This window comes from Abditibacteriota bacterium (assembly GCA_017552965.1).
Taxonomy (GTDB): domain Bacteria; phylum Armatimonadota; class UBA5829; order UBA5829; family UBA5829; genus RGIG7931.
In genome coordinates this window covers 14,859-27,165 of sequence record JAFZNQ010000117.1, presented here as the reverse complement: position 1 = coordinate 27,165, position 12,307 = coordinate 14,859, and the positions used below count along the sequence as shown (strand labels likewise).

Genomic DNA, 12,307 nt, shown 5'->3' with positions numbered 1-12,307 from the left:
CGGTGTCTATTTTTTCAGAGCGGGCTTCAGCACCTTTTCCATGGCCCGTGCCATCAGCGAAAAGCCCAGCTCGTTGGGATGGGAGCCGTCCACGGACCAGCAGTCCGCCGCGTAGCCCGTCATGAATTTGGAGCCGTCTATGAAATACACGTTTTTGTCGCCGGCCAGCCTGGCCTTCTGCCAGGACTCTCTGATGATGTTCCTTCTTTCGACCTCTTCGGGAGAAGGGTCAATGACCGGCCGGGACACCATGAGGATGGGCGCGTCGGGATGCTGCCGGCGCACGGTCTCATAAAAGTTGTAGTGGGTGGCCCGCAGGTGCTCCGGAGTGGGGGCATTGTGGTCGTAGTCCAGCACAAAGGCGCTCAGCTCCAGCCCCGCTATATAATTCGCCATGGACTGCTCGCCCTTGCCTGCTCCGGAAAAGCCCAGATTGACGTAGTCCATACTCATGGAGCGGGCCATCATGCCCTGATAGCTGTTGCCGGGACGGGTGGCGCACCCGCCCTGGGTGATGGAGGAGCCGTAGAATACCACCGGCTTGTCTATGCGGTACCCCGGAGCCTCCCGGACCAGAGAGCCCGTCTTGACTCCCACAGAGAGGTCTCTGACGCCTCCGTAGAGAGGCAGGTATATGGTGACCGTCTCCCCCTCTCCCGAGAGATACACGGTCCATTCGTTGTCGTCATAATGCCCCATGCCGGCCACCACCTTGGCCAGGTACTTTTCGGGGCCCCGGCCCTTTTGGGTGTATATGCCAAAGCCGGCGGAGGATATCTGGGTGAGATTCAGGAGGGGGTCGCAGACCCAAAAGGAGGCGTGGATGGTGATGTAGGGCGAGTCCGTATAAAAACGCACCCTGCCTCCCGCCGTCTGGCAGCTCAGCCGGGCCACTGCCTCGGAAGTGCTCTCGGCGACCTCTGCGGGCAGCCGGTGGTAATAGGGCTCCTTTTCCGTGGGAGCCAGCACTCCGCAAAGAGTCATGGGAGCCTTTGCCGCGTCGTACCACACGGTGTCATCGGCAAATCTGTCTCCATCCTGGGCAAAGCAACAGGCCCCAAGGCACAGCGCGACCAGCGCGCATAGGGTCAAATAACGCATATCTTTCCTCCGTATATCAGGCGTAGCGTTCCTGCTCGGCTTTCAGCAGACTCACCATCTGAGGGTCCTTGCCGGCAGCCTCGGACACGTCCGCCACCTGATCGAATATATTTTGTTTTTCCTTGAGCAGGTCCAGTATCTGCTCGTCAATGGTGTCCTCGCACAGCAGGCGGTACACCAGCACGTTGCGGGTCTGGCCCATGCGGTAGGCTCTGGAGATGGCCTGGTTTTCTATGGAGGGCTTCAGCTGGGGCTCGCACAGCACCACCACGCTGGCAGCCTGTATGTTGAGGCCGGTCCCTCCCGCCTGTATCTGGGCAGGGAGCACGGTCCCCGCGGGAGCCTTTTCAAAGTCGTCTATGATAGCCTGCCGCTTCTGTGGAGGCAGAGAGCCCGTGATGGCGGGCATAAAATCCACGCCGGGCAGGGCCGTCACCCTTTCCAGAGTCTTGAGATAGCAGGAAAAGACTATCAGCTTCCGCTGCTGGGCCCGGGCATTCTCTATGATCTCCTGAAGCCTTTGAGCCTTGGAGGACCGGGTCATGTCCTCCGTTATCCAGGAAACACGCCTCACGTCGTGGAAGTTCCCGCCGGCAAGAGCCCTCTTGTAGGCCTCCGTATCCTCGGGATTCATATCATCCCAGGACTTGGCGTCCGTCAGCTCCGGCAGCTCTCCCAGCACCTGCTCTCTCTTGCGCCTGTAATACACGGGTATCACGGCTTCCCGGAACTCCCGGGGAGACATGGGGCGCCGGAGGCTCCGGCTGACCTCGGGCTGCAGCATATCGATGATGCTGACCATCTCCTCCCGCTTGTTTTCCAGAGGGGTGCCGGTCATAAACAGCACCCTGCCGGCGCGGCGGGCCAGCTTTGCGGCCCGCTGAGTCCGCTGGGCCTCGGGATTCTTGATGTAGTGGGCTTCGTCCGCCACCAGCAGGTCTATCTGGGTCCTGTCCCCGTCGGTGAATATCTCGGTCCCCTCGTAGCTCATGACCGCGCAGCCGCCGTCGCTGCGCCACTTTTTGATGGTCTCCTCCTTGCCGGCCCCGTGGATACGGTAGGCGGTGATGTCCGAAAACTTTTCTATCTCTCTGGTCCAGTTGGCTATGACCGCCGCCGGGCATATCACCAGAAAATGACAGCCGCCGCTGTTGCGCACGGACACCATGGCGGCTATGGCCTGCACGGTCTTGCCCAGGCCCATCTCGTCTCCCAGCAGGGTCCTTTTTTGCCTGAGGATATACCTGACGCCCCACTCCTGATATGTCCTGAGAGTGCACTCCAGACCCTCGAGACTCAGGTCTTCGCAGGCTATCGCTTCGGCAAGCTCTTCGGGCAGGCCGTACACCTCGCCGGCTTCTTCACTGACGGTGAACAGGTCCGGCAGCAGCCGCTCCAGCATGCCGAATATCGCTATGCTGTTTTTCTCGTATATCTCCCAGGCCTTCTGGGCCGACAAGACGTTTTTGGAGCTCCGGGGTTCCTTCCACTCCTGCACCATGCCGGACAGAGCCTCCCCGGCCGCCAGAGCCTTCTTCTTTTTGTCTCCGGAGGCAAAGAGGCGCCCAAAGAAACCGGCAAGGGGCTTCAGCTCTTCCGTGAGCCGGTCAAGGTCCGGGTGCCGGGCGTCAAAATCCCTGATGCTGTCAAAGAGCGCCCGGTCGTTGTAGTAGTTCACAGCCGCCATCATCAGCAGCGCCGACATCGGGTCCTTTTTCTCCGCGTCTATCCGGGGGACAGCCCGTCCCCGCAGCTCCCGCTCCTTGTCCTCCACCGCTTTTTTCACGGCAGCCAGGGGCTCCGGCTTCAGATACATCTTCAGTGAGCCTGCCATGTCCCGCTTCAGCTCCTGATAATTGGTGTATCTGTCGGGGAGCAGCTCCGGCTTCCAGCCGACCACCTCATCCTGCAGGGCCGTCACCGGGGTATCCCTCAGACCCTGTTCTATCTCGGGCTTGATGGCTTTTTCCGCGGCGGAAACTATGGCCTGCCGGGCCTTTGCTTCCTCCTGCCTGACCTGCCCGAGCCTCTCCGAGAGGCTGCGCGCCTCTCTGTAGAGGGCTGCCGCGTCTTTGGTGTCAAAGCTCATATTTCTTCTCCCTTTTCCCTGCCGGTCCGTTTGCCCCGGGCCAGGTCGCCCAGAGTCTTGATGATATAGGCGAGGCTGTCTTCCCGGAAAAGCCGGGTAAGCAGCATATAGATCCCCACCCCGCAGAAGGCCTGCAGCAGCAGGGTCTGCCAGCCGGCAAGGCCGGCAAAGAGTATCAGCCTCATGCAGCCGCCCATCACAAGGGCCATAAAGAGGCTCCGGCACACGTCTCCGAACTGGTCTATGTAGCCGTAGGCCAGTATCTTTCTGTTGGGGGCTATGTTGACCAGGGCGGCGAAGAGGTTCGCCCCCACCAGGCTCCAGGCCACCCAGATGACGCCGAAAAACATACTGACGCCCAGCAGCAGGATGCTGACCGCCTTTTTCAGGATGTCCAGCTTCAGAAGGAGAGCGCTGTTGCCGCTGGCCATGATGACGCTGTTGTTGACGAACTGCAGGGGGCGGAACAGAAGGGCCAGACAGGTGATCTGCAGATACACGGCGCTTTCCAGCCACTTGTCCGTGAGTATCACCCGGATAAGGGGCTCCGCCATGGCAGCCAGGCCCAGCATCACGGGAAAGACCACGTAGCTGGACACCCGGGTGATGCGCCGGGTGATATCCCTCATCTGGTCCTTGTCGTCCTGCACCTGGGACAGGGCGGGAAACAGCACGCCGCTGATGGTGGGCTCTATGAACATGATGCCCGTGTGGGGGAACTGATGCCCCTTGCTGTAAAAGGCCAGGTCCTCGGCGGTGTAGCGCTTGCCTATGATCAGGTTCCGCAGCTGGCTGTGGATGGTGTCTATGAGGCCTATGACCAGTATCTTCCAGCCGAAGTCGTATATCTTTTTCAGCCTCGCGAAGGAAAACACGGCCCGGGGCCTCCAGCCCACTATGATCCACAGCACCAGAGCGTTGATCACCTCTCTGGAGATATTCTGGGCCACGAGAGCCCATATGCCGCAGCCCATATAGGCCATGGTGATGGATATGACGCCGGAGGCAAGGGTGCCCGTAAGGGTGGAAAAGAAGAACTTGCGGAACAACATGTTCTTGGAGGTATAGGATTCCTGCACGCAGGCCAGGCTGGTCACGGGCAGTCTGAGAGCCATGACCCTGACCACGGGCACCAGCATGCTCTCATGATAAAAGGCGGCGATAAGGGGCGCGGAAAACCAGACGAGGGTGTATATGACCACGCTGAGCCCCAGGCTGAACCACAGGCAGGTGCTGAAGTCCAGATAGTCCGAATTCTTGTTGGCGATCAGCGACTTGCCGAAGCCGCTGGCCACAAACACGTCGCAGATGCTGATGAAGACCAGCACCATGGCCACTATACCGTATTCTTCGGGCAGCAGCAGGCGGGCCAGGATCATGGATATGACGAAACTGGTGCCCTGAGCTCCCGCTCTTTCCGCAAACTTGTATAAAAAGCCGGATTTGGCTTTTCCCTTGATGTCTTTCATACGCCTCTCTTTTGCTGTCTCATAAGTATTATAGAATACGCCGGCGGCTTTGTCAAACTTTGACAGCCGAAAGCCGATATGCTATAATGTGATTAAGAAACTACAGGGGTATCATAGTATGAAAATCGCCATCCTCATATTTGTCGTCCTGCTGACCGGCGTATGCTTTGCCCAGGAAAAGCGGCCGGAGCCCAGGGAGTTCACCGTGTCCAACGCCGCGGAGCTGGCGGAGGCCGTAAAGGAAATGCCCTGGACAGGAGGCCGGATACGGCTCGGGCCCGGAGAATACAGGGTCGCCGACACGCTGTATTTCCGGGGGACCTGCTTTCTCACCATAGAGGGGGCGGGAGCCTCCACCGTGATCAGGAAGGAAGGGCCCGGCGACCTGATGCAGTTCGAGGGCAACTGCTGGCACGATACCATCAGGGACCTGACCCTGGAGGGAGACCCGGCGGCTGAGGTGAGCTCGGGCATAGTGTTCGTGCCGGACGGCAAAGGCGACCACTGCGGCTCCGTGACCATCAGGGACTGCCGCATCATGGGCTTTGCCCAGAGCGGCGTCAGATTTGAGGGGAGCCCCTCCAAGCCCCAGTCCTCCAACGTGATATCCGGCTGCCTGTTCCAGAACAACAAGAGCCACCAGCTCTATATGAAGGCCTCCAACGACTTTCACATAGTGCAGAATCAATTCGGCGCCTCCCCCGGCGTCCTGCCTCTTTCGGGGTGTTTTCTGGACGGCTGCAGCGCCGGCACCTATTCCATGAACTATCACTGGGACAACGTCAAGGGCCTCATAGCCGGAGCCGGCTCCAACTACAACCGCATCGAAAACAACCGCTTCGAAGAATCCGCCGCCTGCGGGCTCCAGATAGGAGACAGCGGAGGCGAGGCGAGCTACAACATCATCATAGGCAACACCATACACACCAATTCCAAGAACAATTACGGGGCCTACAATCAGGTGGAGGCCATGAATGCCAACAACACCACCTTTACGGGCAACCAGATCTTCAGCTGGAACCATATGACCACGGCCTCCCGCAACTCCCTCTTTTTGTCCGACACCTGCAAGGAGTGGATCATCAAGGACAACATATTCAGGCACTTCACCGAGAGAGCCATAGTCTATGACAAGAACGGCAAGCACATCATCAAGGACAATATCACCGGCGAAAGCGTAGAAAGATAGCGTCTTTTTTCCCGGCAGAGCATATATCACGGGTCTTTTGTGGTATAATCATTATAAGTACTATTCACATCGGAGAAGATCATGAACTTCAAACAAAGAGCGGACATCCGCATAGGCGTTATCGGTTACGGCGCTTCCTTCATGATGGGCCGGACCCACCTCAACCAGGCCAGGGAAGCGGGCGGCATGACCCCCACGGCCATCTGCGACATCGACCCCGAGAGGACCAAGGCGGGCGCAGAGGACTTTCCGGGCATCAAGACCTACTCCAACGCCACGGACATGCTGGCCGACGACGCCTGCGACGTGGTGGTGGTGATCACCCCTCACAACATCCATTACGAGCTGGCCATGCAGGCCCTGAAGGCAGGCAAGCACGTCATCACGGAAAAGCCCTTTACCCTGACCACCGAGCAGTGCACCGACATCATCAACGAAGCCAAAAAGCAGAACGTGCTGCTCTCCACCTATCACAACAGGCACTGGGACGGCCACATCCTCACCGCTGTCCAGAAGGTGCTGAAGGAAAAGGTGATCGGCGACGTCTTCAAGGTCAACGCCAATATGGCCAGCTACGCCAATCCCGGCGACTGGTGGCGCACCTCCAGGACCATATCCGGCGGCATCACCTATGACTGGGGCGTCCATATTCTGGAATACACCCTGCAGATCATGAACGCCGACATAGACGAAGTGTCCGGCTACATCCACAAGGGCTACTGGAACGACAAGACTGCCTGGAAGGACGACACCAACGACGATGAAGGCTTCATAGTCGTCAGATACGCCAACGGCACCTACTCCACCCTGACCATTTCCCAGCTGGACGGCGGTCCCAAGCCGGCCCTCATGTGCATCACGGGCACCGAAGGCACCTATCTCATGAACTTTGACGGCTACAAGATCATCAAGAATCTGAACGGCGAAAAGATCACCATAGAAGGCAAGAACATGCCCACCGACTGGGCCGCCTACTACAAGAACGTGTCCGACGCTCTCATGGGCGAAGATGACCTGATCATCACCGGCGAATTCGCCAGAAGACCCATCCACATACTGGATCTGGCCAACAAGAGCGCCGCCCAGGGCAAAGCCCTGAAGGCCACCTACAAATAAACACACGTTTTAGCTGCGGCAGGCCCGGCCTGCCGCAGCATTCATCAAAAAGGAGACACTGATGAGCCACATATACTTTGCAGACGCAAGACTCAAAAAACTCAGCCCCGATTATTCCCTGCCCGCCAAATTCATCAGAATGCTGGACAAGCTGGAGCTCCCGGACAGATTTGACGGCAAAAGAGTAGCGATCAAGGTGCATCTGGGAGGGCATCTGGGCTACACCACCATCCCCGTGCTCTTTATGGGCATACTGGTCAGAAAGATCAAGGAAGCCGGAGGCCGGCCCTTCGTGTGCGACGGCGGCAGCGCCGTGCCCACCGCCAAGGACAGAGGCTACACAGAGGAGACTCTGGGCTGCCCAGTCATCAGCGCCCAGGGAGCCACCGAAAACTACTACAAGAGCGTGCCCATCGGCTACGGCTGCCTGGACACAGCCGAGCTCTGCGGCGAGATAGTGAACGCAGACGCCATGGTGGTCTTTTCCCACGGCAAGGGACATGGCATGTGCGGCTTTGGCGGAGCCATCAAGAATATAGGCATGGGCAACGTGTCCTACCAGACCAGAGGCAAGATCCACAGGCTGCAGGAAGCCGAGGTCACCTGGGACGCCGACAAATGCTCTCACTGCAAATTCTGCCAGACCAACTGCCCGGCAGGCGCCATATCCTTTGACGACAAGGACGTCCTTCATCTGGACCTCCACAGCTGCCGCTACTGTATGCACTGCACCCTGTCCTGTCCCACCAAGGCCATCAAGGTGGGCGAAGAGAGCATGCGAGCCTTCCAGAGCGGCATGGCCCGGGTCACCAAGGCCTGTCTGGACGAATTTGAGCCCGGGCGGGTGCTCTTTATCAACTTTATGAGAGACATCACCCCCTTCTGCGACTGCTGGGGCTTCAGCTCCCCTTCGCTGGTGCCCGACATAGGCATCTTTGCCGGCGAGGACATAGTCTCGGTGGAGACCGCCTCCATAGACAGCATCAAATACGAGAACTTCATCCCCTCCTCCCTGCCCGAGCAGCTGACCCTGCAGGACAAGGACTGCCACCTCATGGAGAAGATACACGGCAAGAATCCCTATCTCCAGTGCGAGGAGGCCCAGGCTCTGGGTCTGGGAGAAATGACATACGACACGGAGATAGTAGAATAGATGACCTTTGATCTTTCGGGTCTGACCTGGACCCTGACAGGCTATCATCCCGACAGCTGGCGGACAAGCTTCGGCAAGCCCGACGTCAAGCCCGTCAGCTGCCATATCCCCTGCTCTGTCCAGAAGGCTCTTCTGGATGCCGGGGTGATAGAAGACTGGCTCACGGGGGACAGACACAGAAGCATCGAATGGATAGAGCACAGGCACTGGGTGTTTGACACCACGGTGCCCGGCTCCTGCTTTTCCGGCAAACGGCACACCTGGCTGTGCTGCGAGGGGCTGGACTACGCGGGCGAGATATTCGTCAACGGCAGCTGCGTCCTTCGCTTTGCCAACAGTCTGCAGAACTACCGCATAGACATATCGGACTGCGTGTCCAGAGGCGAGGACTGCTCCCTCAGGATAGTGTTTACGGCCAACCCCTACTGGCTGGGCTGCTTTGGCAGCACCGGCCAAATGACCTGCGGCAAGCCCAGATACTACTATACCTGGGACTGGACCTGCCGTCTGGTCCAGACGGGCATCTGGGACAGCATCACCATCACCGAGACCAACGGCCCCATGATAGACTGGGTCGATATGGAGACTGACTACAGCGACGGCGGCAGCCTGCAGCTCACGGGTCATCTGACAGGGAGCACCGGCGGCACCGCCAGTCTGGAGCTGTCGGACGGCGCCGCTATCCTGAAGTCTGACACAGTGCTCATAGACGGGGACCGCTTCACCGCCAGCTGGTCCGGGCTCCCGGTGGAGCCCTGGCAGCCCAACGGCGCCGGCAGAGCCGCCCTCTACACCCTGACAGCCTCCGTCATCTCCTCGGAGGGAGACGAGCTGGGAGAGATCACCAGGCAGGTGGGCTTCCGCCGTGTAGAGTGGCTTCCCACTGCGGGAGCGCCGGAAGGCGCCGACGGCTGGCTGTGCTCGGTCAACGGAGAGCCTCAGTTCCTGCAGGGAGTCAACTGGGTGCCCCCGGTGCACAATTTTGCCGACGTCACAGAGGATATGTACAGGGAGCTCATAGACCTCTACAAGTCCCTGGGAGTCAATATATTCAGGGTCTGGGGAGGCGCCATCCTGGAAAGAGAGATCTTTTACGACCTGTGCGACAGAGCCGGCATCATGGTCTGGCAGGAATTCCCTCAGAGCTCCTCCGCCATAGACAACTATCCCTCCGAGGACCCGGCAGTCATAGATATGATGGTCCGCACCGCCGAGACCTATATCAAGCGACGCAAGCACCACCCCTCCCTCATACTGTGGTGCGGCGGCAACGAGCTCTTTTCCGTCAGGGACGGCATAGCGACTCCCTGCGGCATGGAGCACCCCATGCTCAAAGCTCTGGGAGACACGGTGGCAGCCCTGGACCCCGGCCGCAGGTATATCCCCGCGTCGCCTACGGGCCCCAGGATGTATTGCGACCCCGCAGACGCCGGCAAGGGACTCCACCACAACACCCACGGCCCCTGGCTGGCCGGGGACAGGGAGGAGTGGACAGAGCTCTTTACCCGGGAGGACTCCATGTTTCGGGCGGAGACCGGAGCCCCCGGAGCCTCACCCATGGACATACTGGAGGAATACAAAGGCGACCTGTCGCCCTACCCCATCACCGACGACAACCCCTTCTGGTTCAGACCCATGGGCTGGTGGTCGGAGACCGGGACCTTCCGCAAGGAAACGGGCAGGCAGCCCAAGAGCTGCGAGGAATACGTGCTGTGGTCTCAGGCCAGACAGGCGGAGCTTCTCACCCGGGCCGTTGGCCTGTGCAAGAACAAATTCCCCGCCTGCGGAGGCTTCATACTGTGGATGGGGCATGACAACTACCCCTGCCCCTGCAACACCTCCATCGTGGACTTTCACCGCAGGCCCAAGCCCGCGGCTCTGATGCTGGCGGAAAAGGTGTGGAAGAAAAAGCCCGGCGAGGCGGAAGTATAATTCACCCCGGGTAAAAAAGCAGGTCTCGCCCGAGACCTGCTTTCGTTCATTTATACCGGCGGCTTACGCGAACAGCCCGGCAAAGAAGTCCTTCACCTTCGCTATCAGCCGGGCAAACAGGCTCGGAGCGGCATTGCCCATTTCTTCGCTTGAGGTCGCTTCGGCGCGCTGCGCCGAGGGACCTGCGGCGCTCCTGGACCGGGAGACACGCGCAGGTTCGCCCATTGTCTTGGCAAAAATCATTGAAGCATAAGACTCGGCGGACGGCTCTTCTCCCCCTTCGTGATAACACCACATCGCCTGAATATGGGTGTCATCCATTATTGATCTGCGCTTGCCGACTCCGTTCCACCACAACAGATGTTTGTTCCCCGCGTCATACTTTGCAAACTTGCCGTTTTCCCGGGTATATTCCTCGCGCCATTTCTCCCGGTTTTTCTCAATATCCTCATCCGACAGGCTGATCTTCCAATGCTCCACACTGCCGTCGGAATAGGACTGACACACTACGTTGTCCGACAGTATCTTGTATTCGGGAGATCGGGCGCCTGGTTCCACTATGGTCCTGTTGCCCGCATACGCTTCCGACACGCATTATTTAATTATGCCCTGCCGCGGCGCTTTCGCGCCGTCTCAGGGCACTTTTCCGACAGCAGCGCCATAGCCGCCCGTCGGGCAGTCTCACATTTTGACAGGAGTGTCGTCCGAAAACAAGTCCGGATCCTGCCGGAGATACCGGCCGGTGATCTCCGCCATGGGGCCGCAGAAGCCCAGATAGCACCTGGCGTCGCCGAAACGCCCCATGCGCATGGCTCCTTCTCTGAGAAAAACGGGCGCCATCTTGTCGTAGTTCTGGGACACGTCGCCCCGGGACGACGAGTGAAAAATATTCTTCTTTTTATACATCGAGCCGTTGGGCATGACGATATCTATGGTCACCTGCTCGGCGCTCAGCCGGTCGGGGATATGGTTCGCTTCTTCCACATAGTGCAAAAAGGTGTTGCGCTTGGCGCCGCAGCCCACCAGCAGCACCTGGGCGTTGCGCCTGTGCAGCTCGCCCCAGCAGCCCCGGGGGTCGCAGGGGGTCAGAGTGAGATGGTCGCCCAGGACGAACTCCCGGGCCCCCTTGCCCAGGCAGGCCACCGAATGGGTGGGATGCAGGGACCTTACCACACCGGGTCTTTTTCTGAAAAGCTCGGTGAGGATCCCCACGCAGGAGGGCTCGGTGCGGTAATCATAGGGGCCCGGATGCTTGCTGTTTATGGTCGCCCAGGTATGGGTGGGGAAAACCAGCAGCCCGTCCCGCATATAATCGCAAAACACGTCCAGCACCGTGTCGGCGCCTCCCTCCACGGGGCCTATGGCCTTCATGGAAGAGTGCACCAGCAATACGCCCCGGGGGTCTATACCCAGGGACTTCACGTCTTCGGTCAACTGCTCCCGGGTATACATCAGAGCAGGTTCTCCAGGCCGTACACAAAGTCATGGCGGGTGACCGCCGCCTTGACGCACAGGAGCACCCCGGGCATAAAGGAGGTGCGGTCTATGCTGTCATGCCTCAGGGTCAGGGTCTGGCCCTTGCCGCCGAATATGACCTCCTGGTGCGCCACATAGCCCTGCAGGCGCACGGAGTGGATGGGTATGCGGTCTATCTCGCTGTAGCCCCGGGCCGGGTCGGAAAAGCTGCCCAAAGGCAGAGAGGGCTCCACGCCTGCGGCCTTGCGGCTCTCGGCAATGATCCGGGCAGTCTTCAGGGCCGTGCCGGAGGGAGAGTCCACCTTTTTGTCGTGGTGCAGCTCTATGATCTCGGCGTCGGGCATATATTTGGCTATCTCGCCGGCGTATTTCATCATGAGCACGGCGCCTATGGCAAAGTTGGGGATCAGAAAACAGGCGCAGCCGGTGGCCTTTGACAGCTCCTTCATCTCCTCTATCTCCTGCTCTGTCTGGCCGGTGGTCCCGATCACCGGGACTATGCCCGCCTCCATGAGCATGCGCACGTTTTTCATGCTGAAGGGCTTGGCAAAATCCACCACCGCGTCGGGCTTTTCCTCCGCTATCATCTCGGCCGGAAACCCCTTGATGACGACTCCGCCTATGGTCTCGCCCACTCTGACCACGTCACAGGCACCGGTCAGCGCGCATTCGCTGTCAGAGAGGACAGCTTCTATCACCTGAGAGCCCATCCGTCCGCAGGCTCCGAGAACAGCTACCTTTATCATAATATATCCGCCTTATGTATAAAAGGGCTCCTTTCG

10 protein-coding genes are annotated in these 12,307 nt (G+C 59.2%); 4 read left to right on the top strand and 6 right to left on the bottom strand.

What is annotated here, in order from left to right; all coding sequences use genetic code 11:
* Positions 1–6: 6 nt before the first annotated feature.
* Genes IK083_10085 through IK083_10075 form a run of 3 tightly spaced genes read right to left on the bottom strand, consistent with a single transcriptional unit; the run spans position 7 to position 4,659 of the window.
* Complete coding sequence (locus IK083_10085; GenBank protein MBR4749901.1) at positions 7–1,101, bottom strand: hypothetical protein; 1,095 nt, start codon at positions 1,099–1,101, stop codon at positions 7–9.
* Between the two features lie 16 nt (positions 1,102–1,117).
* Positions 1,118–3,190, bottom strand: coding sequence for a DEAD/DEAH box helicase (locus IK083_10080; protein ID MBR4749900.1), 2,073 nt, complete (start codon positions 3,188–3,190; stop codon positions 1,118–1,120).
* Positions 3,187–4,659, bottom strand: a complete 1,473-nt coding sequence (locus IK083_10075; GenBank protein ID MBR4749899.1) for a lipopolysaccharide biosynthesis protein — start codon at positions 4,657–4,659, stop codon at positions 3,187–3,189. The genes IK083_10080 and IK083_10075 overlap by 4 nt, the downstream gene beginning before the upstream one ends.
* A gap of 118 nt (positions 4,660–4,777) precedes the next feature.
* On the opposite strand from IK083_10075, the gene IK083_10070 reads away from it, so the two are divergent.
* The 4 genes from IK083_10070 (at position 4,778) to IK083_10055 (ending at position 10,049) form a co-directional block, all read left to right on the top strand.
* A complete protein-coding gene (locus tag IK083_10070) occupies positions 4,778–5,848 on the top strand; it encodes a right-handed parallel beta-helix repeat-containing protein (GenBank protein MBR4749898.1) in 1,071 nt (356 codons plus the stop codon).
* Positions 5,849–5,929: 81 nt separating this feature from the next.
* A complete protein-coding gene (locus IK083_10065) occupies positions 5,930–6,964 on the top strand; it encodes a Gfo/Idh/MocA family oxidoreductase (GenBank protein ID MBR4749897.1) in 1,035 nt (344 codons plus the stop codon).
* Between the two features lie 61 nt (positions 6,965–7,025).
* Positions 7,026–8,117 (top strand): DUF362 domain-containing protein, encoded by a 1,092-nt coding sequence (locus tag IK083_10060; GenBank protein ID MBR4749896.1) that lies wholly within the window; start codon positions 7,026–7,028, stop codon positions 8,115–8,117.
* Complete coding sequence (locus IK083_10055) at positions 8,118–10,049, top strand: hypothetical protein (protein MBR4749895.1); 1,932 nt, start codon at positions 8,118–8,120, stop codon at positions 10,047–10,049.
* Positions 10,050–10,112: 63 nt separating this feature from the next.
* Here the strand turns inward: IK083_10055 and IK083_10050 are convergent, their stop codons facing one another.
* The 3 genes from IK083_10050 to IK083_10040 all read right to left on the bottom strand — a co-directional run bounded on the left by IK083_10050 (position 10,113) and on the right by IK083_10040 (position 12,271).
* A complete protein-coding gene (locus tag IK083_10050) occupies positions 10,113–10,640 on the bottom strand; it encodes a hypothetical protein (protein MBR4749894.1) in 528 nt (175 codons plus the stop codon).
* Between the two features lie 90 nt (positions 10,641–10,730).
* Positions 10,731–11,501, bottom strand: a complete 771-nt coding sequence (locus tag IK083_10045) for an AAC(3) family N-acetyltransferase (protein MBR4749893.1) — start codon at positions 11,499–11,501, stop codon at positions 10,731–10,733.
* Positions 11,501–12,271: a 4-hydroxy-tetrahydrodipicolinate reductase gene (locus tag IK083_10040; GenBank protein ID MBR4749892.1), complete on the bottom strand. Its 771-nt coding sequence runs from the start codon at positions 12,269–12,271 to the stop codon at positions 11,501–11,503. Before IK083_10040 ends, IK083_10045 begins: the two co-directional genes overlap by 1 nt.
* Positions 12,272–12,307 lie beyond the last annotated feature (36 nt).

Coding starts and splice junctions, on each gene's coding strand:
- IK083_10075 (MBR4749899.1), bottom strand. CDS start 4,659: ATGAAAGACATCAAGGGAAAAGCCAAATCCGGCTTTTTATACAAGTTT.
- IK083_10045 (MBR4749893.1), bottom strand. CDS start 11,501: ATGTATACCCGGGAGCAGTTGACCGAAGACGTGAAGTCCCTGGGTATA.
- IK083_10065 (MBR4749897.1), top strand. CDS start 5,930: ATGAACTTCAAACAAAGAGCGGACATCCGCATAGGCGTTATCGGTTAC.
- IK083_10070 (MBR4749898.1), top strand. CDS start 4,778: ATGAAAATCGCCATCCTCATATTTGTCGTCCTGCTGACCGGCGTATGC.
- IK083_10040 (MBR4749892.1), bottom strand. CDS start 12,271: ATGATAAAGGTAGCTGTTCTCGGAGCCTGCGGACGGATGGGCTCTCAG.
- IK083_10085 (MBR4749901.1), bottom strand. CDS start 1,101: ATGCGTTATTTGACCCTATGCGCGCTGGTCGCGCTGTGCCTTGGGGCC.
- IK083_10055 (MBR4749895.1), top strand. CDS start 8,118: ATGACCTTTGATCTTTCGGGTCTGACCTGGACCCTGACAGGCTATCAT.
- IK083_10060 (MBR4749896.1), top strand. CDS start 7,026: ATGAGCCACATATACTTTGCAGACGCAAGACTCAAAAAACTCAGCCCC.
- IK083_10080 (MBR4749900.1), bottom strand. CDS start 3,190: ATGAGCTTTGACACCAAAGACGCGGCAGCCCTCTACAGAGAGGCGCGC.